At 75.4% G+C, this 26,180-nt stretch carries 18 protein-coding genes, 1 tRNA gene and 1 pseudogene; 8 read left to right on the forward strand and 12 right to left on the reverse strand.

Annotated elements, in window-relative coordinates; genetic code table 11:
- Positions 1-30: 30 nt before the first annotated feature.
- Together ACZ402_RS07510 and ACZ402_RS07515 are read right to left on the reverse strand one after the other, a co-directional pair.
- Positions 31-3,927 (reverse strand): PQQ-dependent sugar dehydrogenase, encoded by a 3,897-nt coding sequence (locus ACZ402_RS07510; protein WP_375824926.1) that lies wholly within the window; start codon positions 3,925-3,927, stop codon positions 31-33.
- A gap of 317 nt (positions 3,928-4,244) precedes the next feature.
- Complete coding sequence (locus tag ACZ402_RS07515) at positions 4,245-4,838, reverse strand: SHOCT domain-containing protein (protein WP_375824927.1); 594 nt, start codon at positions 4,836-4,838, stop codon at positions 4,245-4,247.
- A gap of 183 nt (positions 4,839-5,021) precedes the next feature.
- Between ACZ402_RS07515 and ACZ402_RS07520 the strand changes: the two genes are divergently transcribed.
- From ACZ402_RS07520 to ACZ402_RS07530, 3 genes are all read left to right on the forward strand, one after another.
- On the forward strand, positions 5,022-5,405 hold the full coding sequence (locus tag ACZ402_RS07520; protein WP_375824928.1) for an SHOCT domain-containing protein: 384 nt from the start codon (positions 5,022-5,024) through the stop codon (positions 5,403-5,405).
- Between the two features lie 10 nt (positions 5,406-5,415).
- Positions 5,416-6,834, forward strand: coding sequence for a hypothetical protein (locus ACZ402_RS07525; RefSeq protein WP_375824929.1), 1,419 nt, complete (start codon positions 5,416-5,418; stop codon positions 6,832-6,834).
- Between the two features lie 99 nt (positions 6,835-6,933).
- On the forward strand, positions 6,934-9,594 hold the full coding sequence (locus ACZ402_RS07530; RefSeq protein WP_375824930.1) for a winged helix-turn-helix domain-containing protein: 2,661 nt from the start codon (positions 6,934-6,936) through the stop codon (positions 9,592-9,594).
- 10 nt (positions 9,595-9,604) lie between these two features.
- On the opposite strand, the gene ACZ402_RS07535 is transcribed toward ACZ402_RS07530, so the two are convergent.
- The 7 genes and pseudogenes from ACZ402_RS07535 to ACZ402_RS07565 form a co-directional block, all read right to left on the reverse strand.
- Positions 9,605-12,364 carry a cation-translocating P-type ATPase gene (locus tag ACZ402_RS07535; protein ID WP_375824931.1) on the reverse strand — a complete coding sequence of 920 codons (2,760 nt, stop codon included), beginning with the start codon at positions 12,362-12,364 and terminating at the stop codon, positions 9,605-9,607.
- An 84-nt stretch (positions 12,365-12,448) separates the two neighbouring features.
- A complete protein-coding gene (locus tag ACZ402_RS07540; RefSeq protein WP_375824932.1) occupies positions 12,449-13,138 on the reverse strand; it encodes a response regulator transcription factor in 690 nt (229 codons plus the stop codon).
- Positions 13,135-14,595, reverse strand: a complete 1,461-nt coding sequence (locus ACZ402_RS07545) for a sensor histidine kinase (protein WP_375824933.1) — start codon at positions 14,593-14,595, stop codon at positions 13,135-13,137. Before ACZ402_RS07545 ends, ACZ402_RS07540 begins: the two co-directional genes overlap by 4 nt.
- Positions 14,596-14,626: 31 nt before the next feature.
- The gene (locus tag ACZ402_RS07550) at positions 14,627-15,400 is read right to left on the reverse strand and encodes a hypothetical protein (RefSeq protein WP_375824934.1); all 774 of its coding nucleotides are present in this window, start codon (positions 15,398-15,400) and stop codon (positions 14,627-14,629) included.
- A 64-nt stretch (positions 15,401-15,464) separates the two neighbouring features.
- Positions 15,465-16,334 carry a hypothetical protein gene (locus ACZ402_RS07555; protein ID WP_375824935.1) on the reverse strand — a complete coding sequence of 290 codons (870 nt, stop codon included), beginning with the start codon at positions 16,332-16,334 and terminating at the stop codon, positions 15,465-15,467.
- 11 nt (positions 16,335-16,345) lie between these two features.
- A pseudogene (locus ACZ402_RS07560) lies at positions 16,346-17,089 on the reverse strand (ABC transporter ATP-binding protein); the annotation flags it as partial.
- Positions 17,090-17,424: 335 nt separating this feature from the next.
- Entirely contained in the window at positions 17,425-18,213 is a 789-nt protein-coding gene (locus ACZ402_RS07565) for an MHYT domain-containing protein (protein ID WP_375824936.1), read from the reverse strand.
- 39 nt (positions 18,214-18,252) lie between these two features.
- Between ACZ402_RS07565 and ACZ402_RS07570 the strand changes: the two genes are divergently transcribed.
- Positions 18,253-18,489 carry a hypothetical protein gene (locus ACZ402_RS07570; RefSeq protein ID WP_375824937.1) on the forward strand — a complete coding sequence of 79 codons (237 nt, stop codon included), beginning with the start codon at positions 18,253-18,255 and terminating at the stop codon, positions 18,487-18,489.
- 98 nt (positions 18,490-18,587) lie between these two features.
- Here ACZ402_RS07570 and ACZ402_RS07575 read toward each other — a convergent pair.
- A tRNA-Leu gene (locus tag ACZ402_RS07575) sits at positions 18,588-18,672 on the reverse strand.
- A gap of 194 nt (positions 18,673-18,866) precedes the next feature.
- Here ACZ402_RS07575 and ACZ402_RS07580 point away from each other — a divergent pair.
- The gene (locus ACZ402_RS07580; protein ID WP_375824938.1) at positions 18,867-20,159 is read left to right on the forward strand and encodes an AI-2E family transporter; all 1,293 of its coding nucleotides are present in this window, start codon (positions 18,867-18,869) and stop codon (positions 20,157-20,159) included.
- A 38-nt stretch (positions 20,160-20,197) separates the two neighbouring features.
- Here the strand turns inward: ACZ402_RS07580 and ACZ402_RS07585 are convergent, their stop codons facing one another.
- Together ACZ402_RS07585 and ACZ402_RS07590 are read right to left on the reverse strand one after the other, a co-directional pair.
- On the reverse strand, positions 20,198-20,500 hold the full coding sequence (locus ACZ402_RS07585) for a DUF1905 domain-containing protein (protein WP_375824939.1): 303 nt from the start codon (positions 20,498-20,500) through the stop codon (positions 20,198-20,200).
- A gap of 76 nt (positions 20,501-20,576) precedes the next feature.
- Positions 20,577-21,914, reverse strand: a complete 1,338-nt coding sequence (locus ACZ402_RS07590) for an APC family permease (protein WP_375824940.1) — start codon at positions 21,912-21,914, stop codon at positions 20,577-20,579.
- A 108-nt stretch (positions 21,915-22,022) separates the two neighbouring features.
- Between ACZ402_RS07590 and ald the strand changes: the two genes are divergently transcribed.
- From ald to ACZ402_RS07605, 3 genes are all read left to right on the forward strand, one after another.
- A complete protein-coding gene (ald, locus tag ACZ402_RS07595) occupies positions 22,023-23,138 on the forward strand; it encodes an alanine dehydrogenase (RefSeq protein WP_375824941.1) in 1,116 nt (371 codons plus the stop codon).
- Positions 23,139-23,229: 91 nt separating this feature from the next.
- Positions 23,230-23,865, forward strand: a complete 636-nt coding sequence (locus tag ACZ402_RS07600; protein ID WP_375824942.1) for a GNAT family N-acetyltransferase — start codon at positions 23,230-23,232, stop codon at positions 23,863-23,865.
- Between the two features lie 72 nt (positions 23,866-23,937).
- Positions 23,938-26,100, forward strand: a complete 2,163-nt coding sequence (locus tag ACZ402_RS07605; protein WP_375824943.1) for a M3 family metallopeptidase — start codon at positions 23,938-23,940, stop codon at positions 26,098-26,100.
- The last annotated feature ends 80 nt before the right edge of the window (positions 26,101-26,180 follow it).

Here is a 26,180-nt window from a genome sequence, read left to right on the forward strand (position 1 = left end):
GGTCAGGACCCCCGGGCCAGGAGGCGGGCGTCACCCGCAGGTGTGCGCCGCGTGCTCGACGACCACCTCGCTCGACACCTCCTCGCCGTCGACCGTGGCCGTGGCGGAGACCGTGACCGAGCCCGCGTCGAGAGCGGTCGCCCGCGACGCGAACGACTGGTACGCGGCCCGGCCGGGCTGGACGTCCGCGACCGTGCGCGACCCGAAGACGGTCGTCAGGGTCACGTCGGCCGCCACGCCGGACGCGTTCGTCGCCGCGACGGCGAGGTACGCCTTGCCGGCGAGGCAGCGCGGCGAGACCGCCACGTCGAGCTCGACGTCGGCCTGCTCCACGGCCGGCGTGACCACGAGGCCGCGCAGGCTGCCGGTGTTGTCGAACGACCCGAAGCCGGCCCGTCCCTCGGTGAACGTCGTGTCGTTCGCCGTGAGCAGCGGGGTGTCGAGGCCGTCGAGGTACACGGCGACGTCGCCGCTGTCCGCGCAGCGCACGACGCGCACGTCGTGCCACTCCTCGTCGGTGACCGCCGGGGGAGCGCCCACCGCGCCGTCCCACTGGTCGTCGATCCGCTCCCGGTCCTTGCCGTCGACCTTGAAGATGCCGTTGTGGGCGTAGATCGTGTTGTCCTGCGACAGGTGGGCGTAGTAGTACTGCGTGTCCGACTGCCAGCCGAACACCACGATCACGTCCCGGTTGTTCACCGACGCCGGGGCGTCGAGCTTCACCTCGGCGTCGAGCGCGAACGAGCCGAGCTCGGGACCTTCGGTGAGGACGGCGTACTCGAACGGGCGGCGGATGCCGTCCGCCGGGTCGGTGCCGGCCTGCGCGAGCACGATCCGGTCGCCCGGGAACTGCCACTTGGACGGCGTGCGCGGCGCCCAGTTCTCACCGGCCATGACGTCCGTGATCGGCTCGCCCGCCGGGGCGCACGACGGCGGCGCCGGGGGCTCGACCGGCTGCGCGCCGAACCGGGCGTACTGCGCCGCGACCTGCTCCGGCGTCGGGACGGTGTCGAGGAACATGAGGTCGTCCATGCGGCCGTGGAACGGGTTGGCCTCGCGCGTGTCCTGCGGGAAGCTGCCGCCGATCTTGATCCCGCGCGGGTCGGTCGGGGAGGTGGCGCCGGCGCCCCAGGGGTTCGAGGCCGTGTACCGGCCCTCGAGCTCCTCGCCGTTCATGTAGAGCTTCATCTCGCCGCCCGCGAAGTCGAACGTCGCCGCGAGGTGGACCCAGCGGTCGCGCTCGAGGATCTGGTCCCACGGGAGGTCGGCCGCGAACGTCCACGAGCCGCCGCCGTCGACCCGACGCCCCAGGGCCACGAGCTTGAGCTCGTCGCCGACGGTGATGACCTCGAGCAGCGCGCGCACCGCGTGGCCGTCGGAGTCCCCGGTCAGCACACCGGCGAGGCCGATCGCGTTGTAGCGGTCGTCGGGGTTCGTCGTGCCCGAGTTGAGGGCGGGGTGCTCGCCGGTCGGCTTGAACCAGCCCATGACCGAGATCTCGTCGGCGTCCGCGAAGGCCCCGAGCGAGTCCACGCCGGCGGGGTCGTAGACGCCGGCCTTCCAGTCGTCGTTCGACGACGCGAGCGGGCTCATCTGCTGCGTCTGCAGCGCCTCGCCCGCGCCCGGGTAGGCCCGGTCGGCCACGCGCATCTCCACCCCGCCGTTGACGAGCTGGATGTTCGTCCCGGACCAGCCCTGGTCCGCCTCCCACGTCGTCGAGCCCGCGACGGGGTGGTCGAAGTCGTAGTGCGCCGCGACGTTCCCGGCGAGCTCGGGGAGCACGACGGGCGAGGACGCCCCGACACGCCGCGCCCCGGTGACCTGCCAGATCTTCCCGTCGGCCTTCGAGATCAGGTACAGCTCGCCGTCGGCGTCGGACCCGAAGCGCAGGTCGACGCGCTGGTCGCCGACGAGCTCCTGGAACGTCGTCTCCGCGCCGTCGGCGAACACGCGCAGGTGCTCGATCTCGGCCAGGTCCTCGAGGGCGCCGTCGTTCCGCACCATCTCGTCCGCCTCGGTGCCCAGCACCCAGCCGCGCACGAGGTCGGTGAAGAGGTAGCGCCCGCGCAGCTCGGGGATGTCGCCGCGGTAGACGAACCCGCCGTTGAGCGCGACGCCCGCGTCGCCGGTCTGGCCGGGGTCGCGGTTGTGGTCGTAGGCGGCCACTGGGTACGTGAAGCCGTTCTCGGCGTCGTTCGCGGGCAGCGGGTAGATCTGCCGGTTGTCGGCGAGGAACGACCCCTCGCGCACGGACCAGCCGAAGTTGTCGCCCGGCTCGACGGCGTACACGGACTCGACCTGCCACTCGCCGATGTGCCCCAGGTACATCGTGTGGTCGCCCTCGGGGTCCCAGCTGATCCGGTGCGGGTCGCGCATGCCGACGGCGTAGATCTCCGGCAGCGCGCCGGCCGTCCCGACGAACGGGTTGTCCGCCGGGATCCCGTACCGGCCGTTGGCGCTGTCGTCGCCCAGCGGGTCGATGCGGAAGATCTTGCCCTGCGGCGTCGCGAGGTCCTGCGGGTTGCCGTTGCCGACGCCGTTGCCGCCGTCGCCCACGAGGACGTAGAGGTTGCCGTAGTCGGCGTCGCCCTCGGCGACCGTGGGGTTGAACGCGATCTGCTGCACCGTGTGCACGCGGCCCGCGAACGGCACGCGCAGGACCTCGCGGCTCGTCCCCGCGAAGACCGGTGCGGACGGGTCGGTCGCCTTCCACTCGGTGACGACGCTGTGGAACTGGGTGTTCCCGTACGCCGGGTAGTCGGGGGTGTCCTCCGTCAGCGCCGTGCCGCCCTCGGTGTGCACCGTGTAGAAGAGCCCGTTCTCGGCGAAGTCGGGGTGGAACTCGGCGGAGCCGAGCCCGGTGCCGAGGCCTGCGCTGTTGTGGAAGTTGTCGAGGAACTGCTGGCGCACGTCGAGGTAGGGCACGTACGCGCCCGTGTCCTTGTCGACGGTGTAGAGGACCGCGTTGTTGTCCGGCACCATGAGGCGGCCCGAGCCGTCCGGGATCTCGTCGAGGTGCGTGATGCGGTTGTGGCGCACGAGGCGCGGGTCCTGCGTCGCCGGGGTCGTCTGCGACGCCGGGAGCTGGGCCAGCTCCGTCACCTCGATCCCGAGCGTCGAGGGCGTCGGGTCGGGCAGCGGGTTGAGCAGCGGCTCGTTCGGCGTCGTGCCGCCCGCGGCGCAGTCGGCCGGGTTGCCCGTCGGGATCGCGAGGTTCTGCCCGGCCGTGTCGACCGCGACGTCGTCGAGCATGAGGCGGCCCGCGCTGCTGGCGCCGTTGATCCAGAAGAACCGGTCGAGCGCCGAGGTGACGCCCTGGCGGAAGCCGAACTGCTGCTCCGTGCCCTCGGGCAGCCGGGTGATCTCCTCGTACGGCCCGCCCTGGCTGTAGACGCTGACCTTGTCCGTCGCGTTGTCTGCGACGATCCACACGCACTGCCACGTGTCCCGCGACCAGACGCCGGCGGGCTTGAAGGCGCCGCCGTCGCGCACGAGCATCACGTCGTTGTTCTGGTTGTTCACGTACGCGCGGCTGTGCGCGTAGTCGGACGGCGCGTCGTTGTCCGTGATGCCGAACGACGTGTCGACGCTGCCCGACCGCATGAAGCGGAAGAACACGGTCCCGGTCGTGCCGTCGGCGATCCCGGGGACCGCGCGGTGGGCGCGCTGGGTACCGCCGACCATCTCGAGGACCTGGTTGTTGCCGTTGAGCGGGTCCGCGACGACCCGGGCCGCGGTCGAGGCGGACCAGCCGTCCTGGCCGTTCAGGGCGGTGCGCTGATAGCCCTCGAAGCTGAGGATCTCGGTGAACTCGTCCTCGGCGACCTCTGCGGCCGCGGGTGGCACGAGGAGGGTCCCTCCCAGGACCGCCGCGAGGGTGACGGCGAGCGCCGTCCTCCCTCGTCGGCTCGAATGCGTAGACGTCATCGTCTGCTCCACTTCGTCGGATGGTGCTGGCACGACGCACTGGTTAGCGCTGTCATGTCTCCGACCCGCCGGCCGTCCGTCGCCGGGTCGGGTTCCTGCACGCCGGCGGGTCCCGCGGCCGCATCGTCGCGGCGGGGTCCGCACGGGTCGCGCGCACGGTCGTGGCGGCCACTGGACCGCCCCGTCCTGCTCTCCTGTCCGGTTCGAGCTGCACGTCCGCGAGCGCGACCCTCGCAGCGTAGGGAAGGCGCTTTCCGAGTGTCAAGGGATACACGCCGGAGCACGGTCGCGCGGCCGCGACCGCATCGTCCGACGGGTCAGCGCCCGAGGATGCGCGCCTTCTGCTCCGCGAGCTCGGCGTCCGTGAGAACGCCCTGGTCGCGCAGCGCCGCGAGCTCGCGGAGCTGCGCGATCTTCGCGTCCATCGCCGAGGTCGCGGGGTCCGGGTCGGTGCCGGTGCCGGTGCCCGGCGTCCGTCCCCGGGCCGGCGTCGCGGGGGCGTCCGGGGGTGCGGCCGACGCGGGCTCGTCGTCGGCCGTGGGCGAGCGCAGGCCCGTCACGACCGCGAGGAGGCCCGCCAGGTCGGTGTCCCGGAGCCGGTAGGAGGTCAGGGACCCCGGGAGCGCCTGGCCGACGTCGCGCAGCATCTCCTGGACCAGCGCGCCCACGGGGCCGCGGACGACGACCTCCACGTCGGCCCGCTGCCCGGGCGCCGCGGTGCGCAGCTCGAGGAGCTCGAGACCGAGCGCGGCGAGGCGCTGGAGCAGCCCGTAGAGCGCGGCCTGGTCGCGCACCGTCGCCTCGAGCAGCGTGCACTCGGCGGTCCGCCGCACGCCGAGCTCGGCCAGGTCGGCGACGGGGAGCACCACGGGACCCAGCACCGTCACCTCGACCATCGTCGTGCCGTCCATGCGCCTCTCCCGGCTCGCCCGTCGCACCAGGATGCGCGCGCGCCGGGCGGCGCGGATCACCCGGTGCGGGTGGCACCCGGGAGGCGCACGGGCGACTACCCCCGGCGGGTGAGTACCGGTGGCGCCCCGCGACCCACAGTGGGAGCATCGCGAACGTTCGCGACCTGAGACGAGGAGTGCCCGATGGACGGCTTCTGGGACTGGTTCTGGCTCATGGTGTGGTGGTTCTTCTTCATCGCCTACCTGGTCGTGCTGTTCCAGATCGTGGCCGACCTGTTCCGCGACAAGGCGCTCAGCGGCTGGTGGAAGGCGCTGTGGGTCGTCGCGCTGATCGTCGTCCCGTACGTGTCGGCGCTGGTCTACGTCATCGCCCGAGGGCGTGGCATGGCCGAGCGGCACGCCGAGGAGGACCGCGCGCGACGGCAGGTGATGGACGACTACGTCCGGGCGACCGCGAGCACCGGCCGCTCGCCGGCGAGCGAGATCGCGGACGCGAAGGCGCTGTACGACGCCGGGACGATCGACGCGGACGAGTTCGCCCGGCTCAAGGCGCGGGCGCTCGCCTGAGGGGCCGGCGATGACCGACGAGACCAAGCCCGCGCCGGGGGCCGGGACGGGGACCGCGACCGACGAGGTGGCGGCGCGGCTCGCCGCCCTGGAGCGGGAGAACGCGGAGCTGCGGCGCCGGCTCGAGGAACGGCCGTCGCCGGGCGGCGACGGGGCGGGCCAGAGCACCGGCACCGAGTCGCCCGCTGCCGCGCGACGTCCCCGGCGCCGACTGCGGGCCGTGGCGTGCGCCGTGCTCATCACCCTGGGCGCGCTCCTCGCGCCCCTGGGCGCGGTCTCGGCGTGGGCGCAGCGCGAGCTGACCGACACCGACCGGTACGTCGCGACGGTCGGTCCGCTCGCCGCGGACCCGGTCGTGCAGTCGGCCGTCGCGGGCCGGCTGACCGAGGTCGTCATGTCCCGCATCGACGTCGGGGCGCTCGTCGACGACCTCGTCGGAGGGCTGGAGGAGCGGGACGTCCCGCCCCGTGCCACCCAGGCGCTCGCCGCGCTCGAGGCGCCGCTCCAGAGCGGCGTCGAGTCGCTCGTCCACGAGACCGCGACGCGCCTCGTGGAGAGCGACGCGTTCGAGGGTGCCTGGCTCCAGGCGAACCGCGTGGCGCACCAACAGCTCGTCTCGGTCATGCGCGGCGAGGACGGCGACATCCTCCAGGTCGACGACGGCAGCCTCAACATCCAGCTCTCCGGCCTGATCGACCTGCTCAAGGAGCGGCTCGTCGACCGCGGCCTGAGCGTGGCCGCCCGCATCCCGTCGGTCGACGCGACGTTCACCATCGCGCAGTCCGCCGAGCTCGTCATGCTCCAGAACCGGTACGCGCAGATCGTCACCCTGACGACGTGGCTGCCGTGGGTCGTGCTCGGGCTGCTCGCCGCCGGGGTCCTCGTCGCGAACCGGCGGTCGCGTGCGCTGGTCGTGGCCGGGCTCGCGCTGACGGGGGCGATGGTCGGCCTCGGGGTCGGGCTCGCGGTCGCGCGCGGCCTGTACCTCGGGGCGCTCTCCGGGCAGGTGCTGCGGCTCGACGCGGCCGAGGTGGTGTTCGACCAGGCGGTGGGGTACCTGCGCCTCACGCTGCGGACCGTGGGGGTGCTCGGCCTCGTCGTCGCGCTCGCCGCGTACCTCGGCGGCCCGAGCGAGTCGGCGCGCAGCCTGCGCGCGGGGCTGGGACGCCTGGGCGCCACGGTGCGCGGCTGGGGCGAGGGGCGCGGGGTCTCGGCGGGTCCCGTGGGCGACTGGCTCGGGCGGCACAAGACGTTCGTGCGCGTCGTCGTCGTCGGCCTCGCCGCGCTCGTCCTCCTGCTCGCCGGCTCGCTCACGCCGGGGCTCGTGGTCGGTGTCGCGCTCGTCGCGGGACTCGTGCTCGTCGTGGTCGAGATCCTCGCCCGACCGCCCGCCGTCACGGGTCCGGCGAGCCCGGCGAGCTCGGCGTGAACGGCGCTCTCGCCCCGCGGTCCGGGGCCCGACCGGCCTGAGAGTCTTCCACCCGACGCTCGCCCTGCGCCTCCCGGGCCCCGGGAATAGCCTGCCCTCATGACCTCGGTCGAGCCACGTGCCGGGCAGGAGGACGTCGCGCGGGCCGCCGACACCTTCGAGACGCTGCGCGCCCGGACCTCGGTCCCGGCGCTCCCCGCCTCGACGGTCCCCCGACCCGCGGTCGAGGCGCTCGTCGGTGCCGCGGTGGCGCGACGGCTGACGCTCGTGTCCGCCGGCCCGGGCTGGGGCAAGACCACCGCCGTCGCACGGTGGGCGCGCGGCGGCAGCGGGCCGCGGGTCGCGTGGCTCACGCTGGAGCCGTTCGACGACAAGCCCGCGGCGTTCTGGGCCGACGTCCTCACCGCGCTCCGCGCCGCGGGCGCGGTCCCCCCGGGGCACCCGCTCGAGACGCTCGTCGTCCCGCCGCGGCTCTCGCCGGCGCTCCTGCGGCGGGTCCTCTCCGCGGTCGAGCAGCTGCCCGAGCCCGTCGTCCTCGTGCTCGACGACTTCCACCACGCGGCGCGCCCCGACGTCGCGGCGACCGTCGACGACCTCCTGCGCTACCCGCTGCCCCTCCACCTCGTCGTGCTCACGCGCGTCGACCCGCTGGTGCGGCTGCAGCGGCTGCGCGCGCAGGGCGAGGTCGCCGAGGTCGGGGCCGCAGACCTCGCGTTCGACGCCGCGTCCGTCGCGACGCTCGCGGCGTCCCACCGGCGACCGCTGTCCCCGGCCGCGGCTGGCCGCGTCCTCGACGAGACGGGCGGCTGGGCGGTCGGCGTCCGCCTGCGGGTCGAGGCCGACGACGCCGCGAGCCGTGCGCGCGCCGACCGCTCGGCGGCGGAGTTCCTCCTGGCCGAGGTCCTCGACCGCCAGGAGCCGACGACCCGGAGCTTCCTCCTCCGCACGAGCGTGACCTCGGCCGTGTGCCCCGACCTCGCGTCCGCCCTCGACCCGGGGGCGCCGGCCGAGCGGCTGCTCCCGGGCCTCGCCGCGACCGACGGCTTCGTCATGACGACGGGCGAGCGCCACACCTGGTACCGCTACCACCCGCTCCTGCGCGAGATGCTCCTGAGCCAGCTCCGGGTCGAGGACCCGGCCCGGCTCCGCGACGCCCACCGTGCGGCGGCCCGCTGGTTCGCGCGGGACGGCGAGGCCGTGCGGGCCCTCGAGCACGCGGCCGCCGCGGAGGACTGGCCCCTCGTGGGCGAGGTCTTCGTCGAGGGCACGGCCGCCCAGCTCGCGGGACCGCACCGCGAGACCGTCGCGGACGTCCTGCGACGCGTGCCCTACGCGACGATCGGGGTCGACGCCCGGCTGCACCTGTGCGCCGGCGCTCTGGCGTACGTCGACGAGCGGTTCGACGCCGCCCGCCGGCACGTCGCGACGGCGCGCGACCTCCTCGACCCCGCCGAGCAGCCCGCCGCGGCCGTGCTCCTGGAGCTGCTCGACGCCTCGATCGCGCGCGCGACGGGCGACGTGCGCGGCGTCGCGACGGCGGCCGGCGCCGCCCTCGCCACCGCGGACGCGGCGCCGTACCCGTTCCCCGCGCTCGACACCTACCGCAGCCTCGCGCAGGCCCACCGCGCGGCCGGGCTCGCCTGGTGCTCGGTGGGCCCTGAGCCGACGACGGCCTCGTTCCCGCTCGTGCCGCCGCCCGGTCGCGACTGGCGGGCGCCCCAGCTCTTCGTCCTCGGGGCGCGGGCCGTGGCGTCGCTCCTCGCGGTCGCGGAGGGACGGCTCGACGAGGGGGAGGCGGCCGCGCGCGCGGTCGTCGCGGAGGCCGAGCCCCGGGGCTGGGACGGGTACGCCCACGCGCGCCCCGCGCACGCGGCCCGGGCGTGGGTGCTGTACCTGCGCGCGTCGGACGACGCCCTCGACCGCGAGCTCGCGCACGCGCTGGCGGCCGACGCCGGGGGCCGCGAGCCGGCGTCCGAGGCGGCGGTCCGGCTCCTCCAGGCCCTGGTGGCGGCGGACCGCGGTCACGTCGGTGCGGCGCGGCACGCGCTGGTCGCGGCCGACCGCGCGCTCGGGCCCGTCGCGACGCCCCCGGTGCTCGCCGACCTGTGGGTCCGGGCGACCGCCGCGGTCCGCCTGCTCGACGACGGCACGCAGCCCGCGCTGCCGGTGCGCGTCCGGCGCGAGGGCCTGGGCACGGCCGCCGTCGTCGCGGTGTGCGGCGCCCGCGAGCTGCTCGCCACGGGGCGGACCGGGGCCGCCCTGCGCGCCGTCGCGGGGCTCGTGGACGCGGGGGAGGGCGAGGTCGACGTGGTCGTCCGGGTCGAGGCGGCGCTCGTCGAGGCGTCGGCGCTGGCCCGGGCCGGCACCCGTCGCGTGGACGTCCCGCTGGCCCACGCCCTGGACCTCGCCGCCGTCGAGCGGGTCGCGCGCCCGTTCCTCACCGTCGTGCGGGAGCTGCGCCCGGCGCTCGCCCGCGCGGTCGCGGCGCGCGGCGACGCGCTCGCCGACCGGCTGCGCGCCCACCTCGACCCGGCGGACCGGGGGCCGGAGCCGGCCCCGCTCGTCGAGCCCCTCACCGAGCGCGAGCTGGCGATCCTCGCCGTGCTCCCGTCGATGGCCAGCAACGTCGAGATCGCCGAGGACTTCTTCGTCTCGGTGAACACCGTCAAGGCGCACCTCAAGTCGGTCTACCGCAAGCTCGGCGTGAGCTCGCGCCGCGACGCGGTCCGCCGCGGCCGCGAGCTCGGCGTCGTGCCCTGAGCCGCCGCCCTCAGACCTGGGCGGGCGAGACCTGGGCGGGGGCGCCGGCGTCGGCGGGCGCGCCACGGTGCCGGTCCACCTGCCGCAGCACGAGCTTGCCGAGCTCGGCCAGGACGAGGAACCCGAGCGCGACCAGCCCGCACACGCCCCACTGCCCCCCGTCGAGGTCGACCGTGCCGAAGATCCGCTGCAGGCCGTCGAGGGTCGTGACGAGGAACGTCAGCCCCAGTGACGCGAGCAGCAGCACGACGAAGCGGCCGTTCGCGAGCGTCTCGAACGAGAGGATGCTCGCCCGCGGGTCGCGCCACTCCAGCGCGGCCACGACGTGCAGGAGCGACATCGCGGTCAGGCCCATCGTCGTCGCGACCGCCAGGTCGGCGTCGGCCTCGCCCCACGCCACGGCGACGAGCGAGCCGACGGCGATGAGGACGCCGCCGACCGCGAGCCGGACCCCGAGCCCGCGCCCGATGACCGGCTCGGTCGGCGGTCGCGGACGCCGGCGCATGAGGCCGGGCGTCGCGGCGTCGAACCCGAGGCCGATCGCCAGCAGCACGTCGATCGCGAAGTTCACCCAGAGGATCTGCAGCGGCGTGAGCGGCGTGCCGCCCGCGACCGTGAAGATCCCGGCGCCCACGAACGTGAGGATGAACCCGACGAGCACGACCATCTGGAAGCGGATGTACTTCATGAGGTTGTCGTAGAGCCCGCGACCACCCTCGACGGCCGCCACGATCGTCGCGAAGTTGTCGTCGGTGAGGATCATCTCCGCGGCGTCCTTGGTCACCTCGGTGCCGGTGATGCCCATCGCGACGCCGATGTCGGCACGGGTGAGCGCGGGGGCGTCGTTGACGCCGTCGCCCGTCATGGCGACCACGTCGCCCGTGCGCTTGAGCACGTCGACGAGGCGCACCTTGTCCTCGGGCGCGACGCGCGCGACCACCCCGATCTCGCCGACCTCCGCCTCGAGCCGGGCGTCGGACATCGCGGCGAACTCGGCACCGGTCAGCGCGCGGCCCTCGATGCCGAGCTGCCCGGCGATCGCCGCCGCGGTGGTGACGTGGTCGCCCGTGATCATCCGCACGCGGATGCCCGCGTCGCGGCACTCCGCGATGGCGTCGCGCGCCTCCCGGCGCGGCGGGTCGACGATCCCGACGAGGGCGACCAGCTCGAGGTCGCGCACCGCGTCGAGGAGCTCGCCCGCGAGCTCGTCGCGGCCCACGGCCCGTCGTGCCACCGCGAGCACGCGCATGCCCTCGCCCGCGAGGGCGTCGTTCTCGGCCGTGACGCGCGCCCGCGCGTCGTCGTCGAGCGGCGCCGTCCCGCCGTCGGCGGCGAGGTACCGGCTCGACCGGGCGAGCAGCACGTCCGGGGCACCCTTGACGAAGCACGTCAGCGCGCCGTCGATCTCGTGGAACGTCGCCATGAACTTGTACGCGGCGTCGAACGGGACCTCGGCGACGCGCGGGTGCTCGGCGCGCGTCTCCTCGACGTCCAGCCCGGCCTTCGCGGCCAGGACCACGACGGCGCCCTCGGTGGGGTCGCCGATGCACTCGCCGTCGCGCACGACGGCGTCGCTCGCGAGCGCCAGCGGCAGCGCGACGGGCTCGAGCGGCACGTCGGTCGAGCCGGCGGCCGCGAGGATGCGGCCGGTCGTGGAGTAGCCCTCGCCGTCGACGGAGAACCGGCGCCCCGCGAGGACGAGGCGGCGCGCCGTCATCTGGTTGAGCGTGAGGGTCCCGGTCTTGTCCGAGCAGATCGCGGAGGTCGACCCGAGCGTCTCGACCGACTTGAGGCGCTTGACGATCGCGCCCTCCTCGGCGAGCCGGCGCGTGCCGAGCGACAGCAGCATCGTCACCACGGCCGGGAGACCCGTCGGGATCGCGGCGATGGCCAGGCTGATCCCGACCACGAACAGGCTGTCGAAGTCCTCGCCGCGCACCAGGCCCAGGACCACGACGACGACGAGGGCGATCGCCGCCATGACCGTGATGATCACGGTGATGCGGTCGAGCTGGCGCGTGAGCGGCGTCCTGTCCTGCTCGACGCCGGAGAGCATCCCGGAGATGCGGCCCACCTCGGTCGTCATGCCCGTCGCCGTGACGACCATCTCGCCGCGCCCGCGCGTCACCTGCGAGTTCATGTACGCCATGTCGGTGCGGTCGCCGAGCGGCGCGTCGTCCGCGACGACCGTCTCGACGCCCTTGGCGACCGGGGTGCTCTCGCCGGTCAGCCCCGCCTCCTCGATCTCCAGCGACGCGGCGACGAGCAGCCGCCCGTCCGCGGGGATCTTGCTCCCGGCCTCGAAGCCGACGACGTCGCCCGGCACCAGCTCCTCCGCGGGCACCTGCTCCTGGCGTCCGTCGCGGCGCACCGTGGCCGTCATGACCAGCATCTGCTGCAGCGCCGCGACACTCTGGGCGGCCTTGCCCTCCTGGTGCAGGCCCATGAGGGCGTTGAGCACGGTGAGGCCGAGGACGACGACGCCCGTCGTGACGTCGCCGAGCGCGATGATGCTCACGACCGCCGCCCCGACGAGGACGAGCTGCATGAGATCGCGGTACTGGCGCCCGAACGCCTGCCACGGCCTCTCCTTGCGCTCCTCCGCGAGCGCGTTGGGCCCGTACCGGGCGCGCCGCTCGGCGACCTGCGCCGTCGTCAGCCCGACCGCCGGGTCGACGTCCAGTGCCGCGCACACGGCCTGCGTCGTCGCGGTGTGCCACGGGCCCGTGGCGGCAGGGACCTGCTGTCGGGGGATCTGCGCAGCCGTCATCGTGGGCTCCTCTCCGGCGCTCGTCACCACCGTCGCAGCCCCGCGCGCCGCGGACCTCACCCGCCGGGGGTGAGCGGCGAGCTCTCAGCGGCCGGAGCCGACCAGCCCGCTCTCGTACGCGACGATCACGGCCTGGACGCGGTCCCGGACGCCGAGCTTGGCGAGGAGGTTGCCCATGTGCGTCTTGACCGTCGTCGACGACAGCACGAGGCGCTCGGCGATCTCGGCGTTGGACAGGCCGTCGGCCACGCACCGGAGCACGTCGAGCTCACGGGGCGTGAGGGACCGGAGGCGCGGGTCGAGGCCGTCGTCGCCCGCCGACCGGTCGCCTGCCGACGGGTCGCCGGTCGGCAGGTGCGGGGCGAAGAGGTCGAGCATGCGGCGCAGCACCCGGGGCGCGACGACCGAGCTCCCCGCCGCGACGGTGCGGATCGCCTCGACGAGGTCGTGCGGGCGGGCGTTCTTCAGCAGGAACCCGCTCGCGCCCGCGCGCAGCGCGGCGAACGCGTACTCGTCGACGTCGAACGTCGTCAGCACGAGCACGCGCGTCCCGGGGTGCCCCGCGACGACGCGCCGCGTCGCCTCGATGCCGTCCATGCCGGGCATCCGGACGTCCATGACGACGACGTCCGGGGCGAGCGCCGCGACCTGGTCGAGCGCCACCCGGCCGTCGGACGCCTCGCCGACCACCTCGAGGTCGGGCTCCGACTCGATCACGAGCCGGAAGCCCATCCGCAGGAGCGCCTGGTCGTCCACGAGCAGCACGGTCGTCACGGGAGCCCTCCGTCGTCCTCGTCGTACGGCCGGTCGTTCGGCCGGTCCTGCGGCCCGTCCCACGGCACGTCCCGCGGCCCGGGCCACGGGAGGACGACGCGCACGACCCACCCGCCCTCCGGGCGCGGGCCGGCCTCGACGCTGCCGCCGAGCAGCACCGCGCGCTCGCGCATGCCGACGATGCCGCGACCGGTACCGCCGCCTGCGCCCGGCCGGGTGCCGCCGGCGTCACGGACCTCGACCTCGACGACGTCCGCGGCACGACGGACCGCGACCTCGGCCGTCGGCGTGCCGGGCGCGTGCCGCAGGACGTTCGTCAGCGCCTCCTGCACGACCCGCACGACCGCGAGCCGGAGCGACGTGTCGTCCGGGAGCGGGACCTCGAGGCCGGTCGCCGTCACGGGCACGCCCGCGGCGCGGAAGCGCGCGACGACGGCCGCGAGGTCCGTCCCGGTCGGCCCGGGCCGACCGTCCGGCGCCACGGGCTCCTCGTCGCCGGGGTCGAGCGCGCCGAGCACGCGCTGCATGTCGGTCAACGCCTCGCGTCCCGTCCGGGAGAGCTCCCGCAGGGCCTCGCGCGAGCGGTCGGGTGCACGGTCGAGCGCGGCGCCCGCGCCGTCGGACAGCGCGACCATCACCGAGACGCTGTGGGCGACGACGTCGTGCATCTCGCGGGCGATGCGGGCGCGCTCGGCCGCACGGGCCAGCGCGGCGCTCTGGTCGCGGTCCCGGGCCATGGCCCGGTAGCGCTCCGTGAGGTCCTCCGCGTGGAGCCGGCGGGCACGCGCGCCGGAGCCCGTGGCCATGCCGAGGAGCAGGAGCGCGAGGAGCAGCGAGACGGACGCGGACCGGCGGCCGGGGGAGAAGGGCGGCTCGGCGAGGTCCCGCACGGGGTCGCCGTCCGGCGACACGACCGGGTCGCTCCAGAGCAGGATCTCGGCGAGGCCGATGTCCTGCCACCACCACGTCGCCACCGTGACGACGGCGAGCACCGCCGCGCACGTCAGCCACGCCGTGCGCGGGGGGCGCGAGGCCGCCACGGCGTGCACCGCGCACGCGAGGCACACCCCGAGCACCCCCAGCACGCCCGCGGACGCGAGCGAGGCGACGGCCAGCACCGTGAGCGCGGCCGCGACGACGAGCGGTCGCGCGCGGCGGGCGAGGAGGAGCACCGCCCCGAGGACGGCCCCGACGAGCCAGGCCGTGACGACCACCTGGGCGACGGGCTCGTCGGGCCGGAAGTAGCCGATGCCGGTGGACCCCTCGACCGTCGCGAGCCCGAGGACCGCGGTGACGAGCCCGAGCACCACGATGCCCGTGACGAGCGCGGCGTCCGCGGCGCGGGGGTGCTCCTCGACCAGCCGGCCGAGCGGCCCGCGCCGCTGGACGTCGGTCTCGGTGAGCGCGCCACCGTCGGTCGTCCCGCGCGCGGGCGTGGCGGGGGACGGCAGGGGCATGGGCCCACTCTCCCATCCGTGCCGGTCCACGTCAGGTGACGTCATGGCGCCGGAGGCGGTACCCGGCCGCGACGAGGAGCACGACGGCCCACGCGGCGAGCACGAGGCCGGCCGCCCACGGACCGACGTGCGGGCCCAGCGTCGTCGCGTCGAGGGCGGCGAGCCGCTCGTCGCCCTGGAGGAGCCGCGCCCCGGCGCCCGGGAGGAGGGCACGTGCCGTGTCGGCGACCCGGCCGGGGTTCGTGGCGAGGAGGTGGTCGAGCACGACGACCAGGACCACCCCGGCGACGAGCGCGGCGTCGGGCCGGCGCAGCAGTGCCCCGAGCCCCAGCCCGACGAGCGCGACCCCGGTCTGGTAGAGCACGAACCCCCCGAGGAGGCGCACCGTCTCCGGGTCCGCGACGTCCAGCACCAGCCCGGTCGCCGCGCGCTGCCCGGCGGTCGCCCCGAGCGCCGCGCCGAGCGCGACCGCGGCCGTGAGGGCCGCGACCGCCGTCGTGACGAGCACCTGGGCCACGAGCACCGGGACCCGCCGGGGCACCGCGACGAAGGTGACGCGCGCCGTGCCCGTGCGGAACTCGCCCGCGCCCGTCGTCGCGCCCAGCACGAGGAACCCGAGCTGGGCGAGCACGTACCCGGCGACGGCCACGGGCGCGCCGGACGCGCCGTCGTCGGGCCGGGCGAACAGGCCGAGCACCCAGGCGCTCGCGGCCGACGCCGCGACCGTCGCGAGGGCGAGCCAGCCCGTCGCGCGCAGGCTCGTGAGCTTGTCCCACTCGGCCGCGAGGACTCGGCGGAGGGTCACCGGCGAACGGTCGGCGGGCCGGGTGGCGGGCCGGGTGGCGGGGGTCTGCGTCGTCGCGGCCACGTCACACCACGTCCCGCGCGCGGAGGCGGACGCCCGCCAGGGCCAGGGGGACGGCGACCCACGCCGCCAGGACGAGTCCACCGCCCCACGCGCCGAGGTCGGGTGCTCCCTCGACGGCGCCCTCGGCCGTCAGCAGGGACCCCGCGCCGGCGGGGAGGAACGTCACCGCGGTGTTGACGGCGGCCTGGGCGGGCGGGACGCCCGCGGACGCGGCGAGCGGGTCGCCCGCCAGGTCCGCCGCGAGCACGAGCGCGACGGGCAGGACGAGGACGACGAGGACGGCGACCGTCAGGGCGGGCACGGGCCGCCGGAGCAGCGCGCCGAGCGCGAGGCCGAGCAGGGCCATCGCGACGAGCAGGAGCACCATGCCGCCGAGCACCCGGGGTGTGCCGTCGCTCGCGAGATCGAGGGCGATGCCGCGGGCCCGGGCCGAGGGAAGCAGCGCGAGCACGGCGGCGCCGACGGCGAGCACGGCGGTGAGCAGCGCGAACGCGGCGGTGACGACGGTCTGCGCGGCGAGCACGGGCCAGCGCCTCGGGACGGCGACGAACGTCGTGCGGAACGTCCCCGTGCTGTGCTCGCCCGTCCCGACGAGGACGCCCAGGACGAGCGGGGGCACCTGGGCGAGGAGCAGCCCGGACGTGAGGGAGCCCAGCGGGTCGAACCCCGGGTCCACGGACGATGCCTGGGCAGAGAGGGAGGTCAGCGTGGCCGAGACCGCGACCGTGAGCGCGGCCGCCCACCAGGACGAGCGCAGGCTCGTGAGCTTGGTCCACTCGGAGCCGACGACGCGCGCGAACGTCGGGCCTCGGGGCGTCGATCGCGCAGGGTCCGGGGGAGTGCGCACCGGGGCGGGGGTCGTGGCGGTCATCGGGCGCCTCCCGCCGCAGCGCGGCCGGTCTCCCGGGCGGCGCGCCCCTGGTACTCGACGGCGCCTGCCGTGAGCCGCAGGTACGCGTCCTCGAGCGAGCCCGCGTCCGCGGCGAGCTCCTGCACCGGTGCGTCGGCAAGGAGGCGGCCCCGGCCGATGACGACGACCCGGTCGGCGCAGAGCGCGAGCTCGTGCATGAGGTGCGAGGAGAGGAGCACGGTCCGTCCCTCGGCCGCGAGGCCGCGGACGAGCCGGCGCACCCACAGGACGCCGTCGGGGTCCAGGCCGTTGACGGGCTCGTCGAGGATGAGCGTCCCGGGGTCGCCGAGCAGCGCCCCCGCGATGCCGAGGCGCTGCCCCATCCCGAGCGAGAAGGTCCCGGCGCGCCGTCCGGCGACGCTCTCGAGCCCGGTCATCCCGATGACCTCGTCCACGCGGGCGCGGCCGATCCCGTGGGTCCGCGCGAGGGCCCGCAGGTGCCGGAACGCCGTGCGCCCCGGGTGCACGGACCGCGCGTCGAGCATGCACCCGACGGCGTGGAGCGGCGCCGGGAGGTCGGCGTACCGGCGGCCGTCGACGGTCGCCGTGCCCGACGTGGGCCGCTCGAGCCCGACCACCACACGCATCGTCGTCGACTTCCCCGCCCCGTTCGGGCCGAGGAAGCCCGTCACGGTGCCCGGACGCGCCGTGAACGTCAGCGCGTCCACCGCCGTCGTCGGCCCGTAGCGCTTGGTGAGCCCCTCCACCTGGATCATGCGTCCTCCCGTCGTCACCGGCGCCCGGTCCTCGGGCACCGCCGTCGTCGACGCTACGGACGGGCGCGGGGCCGTCGGCTCCCGCCGTCGGCCGAGATCGCCGGGGGAGCGACCTCCTCCTCGGGGAGGAGGAGGTCGTGCCGGGGTGGGAGGCGGTCGCCGGGACGCTCTAGACTGGCCGCATGCTTCCGGCGTGAGAGCGCCGGCGGGATCCGAATGAGACAGCGGATCGAGAAGCCCCGCCGCTCCACACGGCGGGGCTTCTCGCTGCTGAGATGAACCTGAACGGGATACCGGGCACGGGCGTGCCGGTGCGACGGCACTCTGGCCTGCCGCTACTTGCCGACCGAGACGGTCTCCTGCGCCATGCGGTCCCGGAATGCCTCGTGCCGCCGCCTCTCGCTCTCGGTCCGGGAGCCGACGACGACGAACACCAGCAGCAGGACGGAGCCGCCGCCCCCGACGAGGAGGGCACCGAGGAGGTCCAGCATCGGGACGCCGCCGTCCGGTGCGCCCGGCTGACCGGTCACCGAGACGCCCCACATGCCGGTGTAGTGCATCCCCGCGACCGCGACCCCCATGACGAGAGCCGACACGGTCATGGACAGCCCGCCCCGCGCTGGCACGCAGAGCCAGAGCGCCGCCGTCGCGGCGGCGACCGCGACGAGCACCGCCAGGGCGACGGAGATCGCGCTGTAGTGCATCGTGCCGTGCATGCGCATCGCCGCCATGCCCATGTAGTGCATCCCGGCGACGCCGAGCCCGGCCACGGCGCCTCCCACGACCAGCAGCAGGGGCCGGTAGCCGAACATCATGACCAGGTGCAGGCCAGCTGCCACGACCACCACGGCGACCAGCGCCGAGACGACCGTGAGCGGCACGTCGTAGTGGATCGGCATGCCGGTGACCGTGAACCCGAGCATCGCCACGAAGTGCATCACCCAGATGCCCGTGCCCCCGATGGCCGCGGCCCCCAGCCACAGCCACGCCGAGCGCACGGGCCACGGCGCGTCGACACGGGACCGGGACACCGCGGCCAGGCCGCAGGCGGACCCGGAGACCGCGGCCGCGTAGGAGATGAGCGGGGTCACGGCACCGTAGGTGAAGTGATGGACGTCAAGCATTGCATGCCGCCTCAAAAGCATCAGAAAGGACAGACCGTCGTGAAGCGGGACGTCCGACCCCGCATCTCGGGGCACGCGAACGGCGCCTCGCGACGAGGAGATCCGCGGGCCGGGCGCGCCGTCGCCAGCCCCGGCGGCGTCGAGGGGGAGCGCCTGGACGGGTCGACGAGCGAGCGCGCGCCGGCCGACGACTCGCGCGCCCCGACGTGGTGGTCGCTCGGGTCGTCCGACGACCACGGCGTCGACGTCGCGTCCTGGACCGACACGGGCGGCTGAGGCGAGGCCTGCCGGACCCGAGGGGGCGGGATACGCAGAAGGCCGGGTCAGGAAGATTCTCCTGACCCGGCCTCCGTGGCACGAGGTGTGCCATGCGGTGTCCGGAGGGGGACTTGAACCCCCACGCCCGATAAAGGGCACTAGCACCTCAAGCTAGCGCGTCTGCCATTCCGCCACCCGGACGAGTGGACCTTCCCGGCGTTTCCGCCGTTCCGGTGCGGGGAAAAACATAGCACGGTTCGGGCGTGGTCCTCACATCGCGGTCGCCGGTCGGCACCGGGCCGACGTGGGACGACGGCTCGACCGCAGCACCCGGCGCGGGGGGACGACCTGGGGCAGACTGGGCGGATGGTGGCCACGACCGGGCGGAGGCACGTGTGACGGACGAGCAGCGACCGGCGGCAGCGGCGCCGACCGCGCGGCCGGGCTCCGGCTCGGATCGCGCGGCGGCGTCGGTGAAGCACCTCGCGGGGGCGTCGAGCGCGGCGCGCAAGGTGGCGGGGGCGCGGCGCAACCCGTCGGTGGTCGGGTACGACGAGTCGGTGCCCGCGTGGCTGCGCACGACGGCGGGCTGGTCGTGGCGCCTGCTCATGATCGTCGCGGCCGTCGCGCTCATCTTCTTCGCCACCGCGCAGGTGCAGCTGGTGTTCGTGGCCGTCTTCCTGGCGCTCGTCATCACGTCGGTCCTGCGGCCGGTCACGGACTTCTACGCGAGGATCATGCCGCGGGGTCTGGCCACGGGGCTCGCGATCCTGTCCGCGCTGCTGTTCATCGCGGGTCTGCTGACGTACGTCATCACGTCGGTCGCGGGCCAGTGGCAGAGCCTCGCGGACCAGTTCAGCAACGGCATCGACCAGATCCTGGAGTTCCTCGAGAACGGCCCGTTGCCGGTGACGATCACCGCGGACGACGTCAACGGCTGGATCGAGAACGGCCGGCAGTGGCTCACCGAGCACGGTGGGGACATCGCGAGCCAGGCGGCCGCGAGCGCCGGGTCGGTCTTCGAGGCGTTCGCCGCGATCGCCCTCGCGATCTTCTGCACGGTCTTCTTCCTCGCCAAGGGCAAGGACATGTGGACCTGGTTCCTCAACCAGCTCCCGTCGCGCTCGCGCGACAGCTGGAAGGTCGCGGGCGGCGCGGGCTGGTACACGTTCTCCGGCTACGCCCGGGGGACCGTGATCATCGCCCTCGTCGACGGCATCCTCGCGGGCATCTTCCTGGGGTTCCTGGGCGTGCCGCTCGCCGCGCCGCTCGCGGTGCTCGTCTTCATCGGGGCGTTCATCCCGATCATCGGCGCGCCCCTCGCCATGATCATCGCGGCCATCGTCGCGCTCGCCGCCAAGGGCATCGTCATCGCGCTCGTCGTGACGATCGGCATCGCGCTCATCGGGCAGTTCGAGGGCCACATCCTGCAGCCGCTCGTCATGGGCAAGCAGGTCTCGCTGCACCCGGTCGTCGTCGCGATCGCGGTGACGGCGGGGACGCTACTCGCGGGGATCCTCGGTGCGGTCGTGTCCGTGCCGCTCGTCGCCGTCGCCTGGTCGGTGTTCTCGCACCTGCGGCACAAGGACCCGCCCATGGAGGAGGACCTGCCGACGGCGAAGGAGATCGCGCTCGGCGACGCCGTGCCCGGATCGTCGGACCGCACGGTGGAGGACGGCGCCGGCTGACACAGCACGACGACCCGCCGGGTCGGGCGGCGCGCGCCTCACCGGGGGACGGCCGAGACCTCCGCGGCGAGGCGGACCGCGACGTGCACGGTGTCCCCGACGCCCTTGCCGGTCGCGGTGCGCACCGACCGGAGGACGGCGAGCAGGTGCGGGCCGCCGTAGGCGACGAGCGAGGCGTGGTAGCGCACGTCGTCCACCTCCGCGACCACGGGGACCCGGCCGCGCGTGCCGAACAGGTCGACGGCGTCGTACGGGAGCGCGACGAACGCTCCCGAGCGCGTCCCGGCGCCGATCACGACGGCGTCGAACTCCACCGGGCCCGGGTCCGTCCACGTGGGCATGCCGTCGACCGTAGCGGACGGCGTGGCGCGGGGGAACGGCCCGGGAGGGCGATCCTCGTGGGGGGCGACGGCGTGCTCAGGGGGTGGCGTGCCGGCGCCGCGCGAGCGTGACCGCGACGGCGGCGACGGCGAGGACCGCCGGGGCGACGAGCGAGGCGCCGGCGAGGACGAGCAGGGCGCCGGTGAGGACGGTCGCGACGGCGGCGAGCCACCGGCCGACGGTGCGGCGGGGGAGCAGCCGCAGGGCGGCGAGCATCCCGAGCGCGTACACCGCCACCATGCAGCTCGTGTGCACGCGGACGAAGGGCTCGAGGTCGAGGCCGGTGGCGACGAGCACGGCGAGGTAGCCCGCGCTGAGAGCGAGGGTGACGGCGAGCGCGCGCCGCGGGACGCCCGCGCGGCCGGAGAGCGCGGCGAGCGGGCGCGGCAGGTCGCCGTCGCGCGCGAGCGCCTGGCCCAGGTTCGCGAAGGCCGCGAGGTAGGCGGTGAGCACGCCGGACGTGACGATCGCCGCCACGACGCCGACGACCACGGGCCCCGCGGCCGGCGCGCCGGTGCGCGCGAGGTCGAGCAGCGCGACGGTTCCGGAGCCGGCCCCGGTGCCGAGCACGCCGACCGTGGCGACCTGCAGGGCGAGGTAGGCGACGCCGACCACGACCAGCGCGATCCCGGTCGCGGCGGGGATGGTGCGGCGCGGGTCGCGGAAGTCGGCCGAGACGTTCGTGCCCACCTCCCAGCCCGCGAACGCCCACACGAACAGGCTCACCGCGGAGCCGACGCCGGACCACCCCTCGCTGAGGAACGGCGTGAACCGCTCGGCGCTCGCCGCGGGCGCCGCCACGGCGACGACCGTGACGACGGCGGCGAGCAGCAGGGACGTGAGCCCGAGCTGGACGGCGCCCGCCACGCGGACGCCGAGCCCCACGGCGACGGCCGGCACGACGACGAGCGCGACGGCCACGACCGGTACGGTCGCTCGGTCCGCCCCCACGACCGCGACGACGTACTCCGCGCCGAGCACCGCCACGACGGGCACGCCGACGCACACCCCGAGGTAGAACCAGTAGCCCGTGGCGCGGGCCGCCGTCGGGCCGAGCGCGACGCGCACCGCGCTCGCGACGCCGCCCCGGTCCGGGTGGCGGGCGGCGAGCGCCGCGAAGGTGCCCGCGAGCGGCACGCTGGCGACGAGCACCAGGGCGACGGCGAGGACGGACGCGGGGCCGGCGACGCGCGTGGCGAGCCCCGGCAGCGCGAGCACGCCCGTCCCGAGCACGCTCGCCACGTACAGCGCGCTGCCGCGCGCGAGCCCCAGCGTGCCCGACGGCGCGTGCCCGGACTGGGAGGCGTCGCTCGCCGCCGCGGGGTCGGGGTCGGGGGCGGCGCGCGGCGCCGCGAGAGGTGCCGTCGTGTCCACGCGCCCACCCTGGCGGCGGGCCGCTCGCGGGACGAGCGGCAGGAAGGACACTCTCCGACAAGATCCCGCCACCCTGCGCGCGACGGGGTGGTGCGACCACACTGGACCATGAGGATCGGCATACCCACCGAGGTCAAGAACCACGAGGACCGCGTCGCGCTCACCCCCGCCGGCGCCCACCACCTCGTGCGGGCCGGGCACGACGTGCTCGTCCAGTCCGGGGCCGGCGTCGGCTCCCACCTGTCCGACGCGGAGTTCGCGGACGCGGGCGCGCGGGTCGTGCCGACCGCGGACGAGCTCTGGGCCGAGGCCGATCTCGTCTGCAAGGTCAAGGAGCCGGTCGCGAGCGAGTACCCGCTCCTGCGCGACGACCTCCTGCTCTTCGCCTACCTCCACCTCGCGGCGGACGGCGACTGCACGCGCGCCCTGCTCGACGCGGGCACGACGTCCGTCGCGTACGAGACGGCGCAGGCCCCCGACGGCACGCTCCCGCTGCTGGCGCCCATGAGCGAGGTCGCCGGGCGCATGGCCACCCAGGTCGGCGCCTGGCTCCTGCAGCGGCCCGCGGGAGGTCGCGGCGTCCTGCTCGGCGGCGTGCCGGGCACGCGGCCCGGGCGGGTCGTCGTGCTCGGGGGCGGGACCGCGGGGCGCAACGCCGCCGAGGTCGCGGTGGGCATGCGCGCCGAGGTGACCGTGGTCGACCTGTCGCTGCCCGTGCTGCGCGCCGTCGACCAGGAGTTCTCCGGGCACGTGCGCACCGTCGTGTCGAGCGCGTACGCGATCGAGCGCGAGGTGCTGGAGGCCGACCTCGTCGTCGGGGCCGTGCTCGTCGCGGGGGCGCGCGCCCCGCGCCTCGTCACCGACGACCTCGTCGCGCGCATGCGCCCCGGCGCCGTGCTCGTCGACGTCGCCGTCGACCAGGGCGGCTGCTTCGAGGGGTCGCGGCCCACCACGCACGACGACCCGACGTTCGCGGTGCACGGCACGACGTTCTACTGCGTCGCGAACATGCCCGGCGCGGTCCCCGTGACGAGCACGCTCGCCCTCACGAGCGCGACGCTGCCCTACCTCGCGGCGCTCGCGGACGGCGGGGTCGAGGCGGTGCGGGACGTCCCGATCCTCCGGTCGGGGGCGTCCACCCACCGCGGCGCGCTCCTCAACGAGGCGGTCGCCGCCGCGCACGGCCTGCCGTGGACGCCCGCGGAGGACGCCCTGCGCGCCTGACGCCGCCCGCGGGGCGCCGGAGCGGCGTCGCGGGCGACGGCCGTCGGCAATCCGGGTGACGTCGCGCGGCGGGACGTGCCAGGCTCGGGCGGTGCACCCCTTCGCCCTCGACGACGGCCACGTCCACCTGTCCACCCCGACCCTCGACGACGTCGACGCGATCACGGCCGCGTGCCAGGACCCCGAGGTCGCCGCCTGGACGGTCGTCCCGTCCCCGTACGCGCGCGAGGACGCGGCGCAGTTCGTGTCGGAGTACGTGGGACCGGGCTGGGAGCGCGGCGACGTCCTCACCTGGGGCGTGCGCGAGAGCGTGGGGCGTTCGGGCATCCCCGGCCCCGACGGCGTGGGTCCCCTCCTCGGGATGATCGGGTTGAGCCTCGACGACGCGCCCGAGGGCCGGCGGTCGGCCGAGATCGGCTACTGGACGGCTCCCGAGGCGCGGGGCCGCGGCCTCATGACCGCGGCGGGCCGGCTCGTCGTCGACTGGGCGTTCGACCCGGAGGGCGGGGGGCTCGCGCGGCTCTTCTGGCAGGCGTACGTCGGCAACTGGCCGTCGCGGCGCACCGCCTGGCGGCTCGGCTTCCGGGTCGAGGGCACGGTGCGCGGGTTCGCGCTCCAGCGCGGCGAGCGTCGCGACGCGTGGCTCGGCACGCTCCTGCCCGACGACGCGCGCGAGCCGGCCGAGCCCTGGCCGGCGGACGCGCCGTCGTCGGGTCGCAGGGCCTGACGCGCGGAGCGCCCGGCTGGCCACCGGGAGCTCCGCGAATCCGTTTCCGTCGCGCCCGTCCGTGGGGTGAGGATGGGCACCATGACCTCCGAGCCCACGACGCGCACCGACGCGCCCGCGCCCACCTCCGCGCCCGCTGTCACCTCCGGCCTGATCGACCTCGATCCCGCCAACCCGTTCGCCGCGCCCTCCGCGCTGCCGTACGAGCTGCCCGACTACGACGCGATCCGCGAGGAGCACTACCTGCCCGCGCTGCGTGCGGCGACCGCGGCCCAGCGCGCGGCGATCGAGGCCGTCGCGACCGACGACGCGCCCCCGACCGCCGTCACCGTCCTCGAGGCGCTGGAGCGGTCGGGCCGCGACCTCGCGCGCGTGCTCAACGCGTTCTACAACCAGCTCTCGGCCGACGCGACGCCGGGACTGGAGCAGATCGAGGAGGAGTTCGCGCCCGAGCTCGCCGCGCACCACGACGCGATCTACATGGACGCGCGCCTCTACGGGCGTGCCCGCGCCCTGCAGGACGCCGTCGACGCCGGCGAGCAGATCCTCGACCCGGACGCCGCGTGGCTGCTGCACACGCTGCTCGTCCGGTTCCGCCGCTCCGGCGTCGAGCTCGACGCGGAGCAGCAGGCGCGCCTGCGCGAGCTCAACGGCCGCCTCACCACGCTGGAGGCCGCGTTCGGCCGCAAGCTGCTCGCGGGGGCCAACGCGGCGAGCGTGCTCGTCACGGACCGCGCCGAGCTCGACGGCCTCGCCGAGGACGCGGTCGCGGGCGCGGCGGCTGCCGCCGCCGCGCGCGGCCGCGAGGGGGCGTGGCTGCTGGAGATGCAGCTCCCCACCCAGCAGGGCGTCCTCGCGTCGCTCGCGCGCCACGACGTCCGCGAGCGCGTCCAGCAGGCGTCGGAGTCGCGCGGCGCGACGGGTGACGACCACGACACGCGCGAGATCGTGCTGGAGACCGTGCGCCTGCGCGCCGAGCGCGCGCGCCTGCTCGGCTACGAGCACCACGCCGCGTACGTCGCCGAGGACGCGACCGCGAAGACGACCGAGGCCGTGAACGCGATGCTCGACCGGCTCGCTCCCGCCGCCGTCGCGAACGCGCGCCGCGAGGCGGCCGACCTCGAGACGGCGCTGCGGGCCGACGAGCCGGGCGCGACGCTGCGCGCGTCCGACTGGTCGTTCTACGCCGAGCGCGTGCGCAAGGACCGCTACGCGCTCGACGACGCCCTGCTGCGCCCGTACCTCGAGCTCGAGCGCGTCGTGCACGACGGCGTGTTCCTGGCCGCGAACCGCCTGTTCGGCGTCTCCTTCGCCGAGCGGCACGACCTCGTCGGCTACCACCCGGACGTGCGCGTCTTCGAGGTCTTCGACAGCGAGACGCCGGGGGAGCCGGGTCAGGGGCTCGGCCTGTTCCTCGCCGACTGGTACACGCGCGAGTCCAAGCGCGGCGGTGCCTGGATGAACAACCTCGTCGACCAGAACCACCTGCTCGGCCAGAAGCCGGTCGTCGTGAACAACCTCAACATCGTCAAGCCGCCGGCCGGACAGCCCACGCTGCTCGTGTGGGACGAGGTCATCACGCTCTTCCACGAGTTCGGGCACGCGCTGCACGGGTTGTTCTCCGACGTGCGCTACCCGTCGCAGTCCGGCACGGAGGTGCCGCGGGACTTCGTCGAGTACCCGTCGCAGGTCAACGAGATGTGGGCGTGGGAGCCGTCGGTCCTGCGCTCCTACGCGGTGCACCACGTGACGGGCGAGCCGATGCCCGCCGAGTGGGTGGACACGATGCGCGCCTCGCGGCAGTTCAACGAGGGATTCGGGACGACCGAGTACCTCGCGGCGGCGCTGCTCGACCAGGCGTGGCACCAGGTCGGGCCCGACGCCGTGCCGGCGTCCGAGGCCGACGTCGTGCCGTTCGAGGCCGCGGCGCTGGAGGCGGCCGGCGTGGCGTTCGCGCCCGTCCCGCCGCGCTACCGGACCACGTACTACAACCACGTGTTCGGCGGCGGGTACGCGGCCGGGTACTACTCCTACATCTGGTCCGAGGTGCTCGACGCGGACACGGTCGAGTGGTACCGCGAGAACGGCGGCCTTACGCGTGAGAACGGCGAGCGCTTCCGCCGCGTCCTGCTCGCGCGCGGCGGCTCGCAGGACCCGCTGCAGTCGTTCCGCGAGCTGCGCGGCCGCGACGCCGACATCGCGCCGCTCCTCGCGCGCCGCGGCCTCGATGCCTGACCCGAGGACCCGTCCCGCCGAGGGAGAGCCCCGGTACCGCGAGGTAGGTGCCTGGTAGCGCGAGGTAGGGGCGTGGTCAT

The organism is Cellulosimicrobium sp. NPDC030954, from assembly GCF_055571305.1.

Excerpts from the sequence above, each read along its gene's own strand:
- ACZ402_RS07555 (WP_375824935.1), bottom strand. The coding sequence starts at position 16,334 with ATGACCGCCACGACCCCCGCCCCGGTGCGCACTCCCCCGGACCCTGCG.
- ACZ402_RS07530 (WP_375824930.1), top strand. The coding sequence starts at position 6,934 with ATGACCTCGGTCGAGCCACGTGCCGGGCAGGAGGACGTCGCGCGGGCC.
- ACZ402_RS07535 (WP_375824931.1), bottom strand. The coding sequence starts at position 12,364 with ATGACGGCTGCGCAGATCCCCCGACAGCAGGTCCCTGCCGCCACGGGC.
- ACZ402_RS07585 (WP_375824939.1), bottom strand. The coding sequence starts at position 20,500 with ATGCCCACGTGGACGGACCCGGGCCCGGTGGAGTTCGACGCCGTCGTG.
- ACZ402_RS07515 (WP_375824927.1), bottom strand. The coding sequence starts at position 4,838 with ATGGACGGCACGACGATGGTCGAGGTGACGGTGCTGGGTCCCGTGGTG.
- ACZ402_RS07545 (WP_375824933.1), bottom strand. The coding sequence starts at position 14,595 with ATGCCCCTGCCGTCCCCCGCCACGCCCGCGCGCGGGACGACCGACGGT.
- ACZ402_RS07520 (WP_375824928.1), top strand. The coding sequence starts at position 5,022 with ATGGACGGCTTCTGGGACTGGTTCTGGCTCATGGTGTGGTGGTTCTTC.
- ACZ402_RS07510 (WP_375824926.1), bottom strand. The coding sequence starts at position 3,927 with ATGACGTCTACGCATTCGAGCCGACGAGGGAGGACGGCGCTCGCCGTC.
- ACZ402_RS07525 (WP_375824929.1), top strand. The coding sequence starts at position 5,416 with ATGACCGACGAGACCAAGCCCGCGCCGGGGGCCGGGACGGGGACCGCG.
- ald (WP_375824941.1), top strand. The coding sequence starts at position 22,023 with ATGAGGATCGGCATACCCACCGAGGTCAAGAACCACGAGGACCGCGTC.
- ACZ402_RS07605 (WP_375824943.1), top strand. The coding sequence starts at position 23,938 with ATGGGCACCATGACCTCCGAGCCCACGACGCGCACCGACGCGCCCGCG.
- ACZ402_RS07565 (WP_375824936.1), bottom strand. The coding sequence starts at position 18,213 with ATGCTTGACGTCCATCACTTCACCTACGGTGCCGTGACCCCGCTCATC.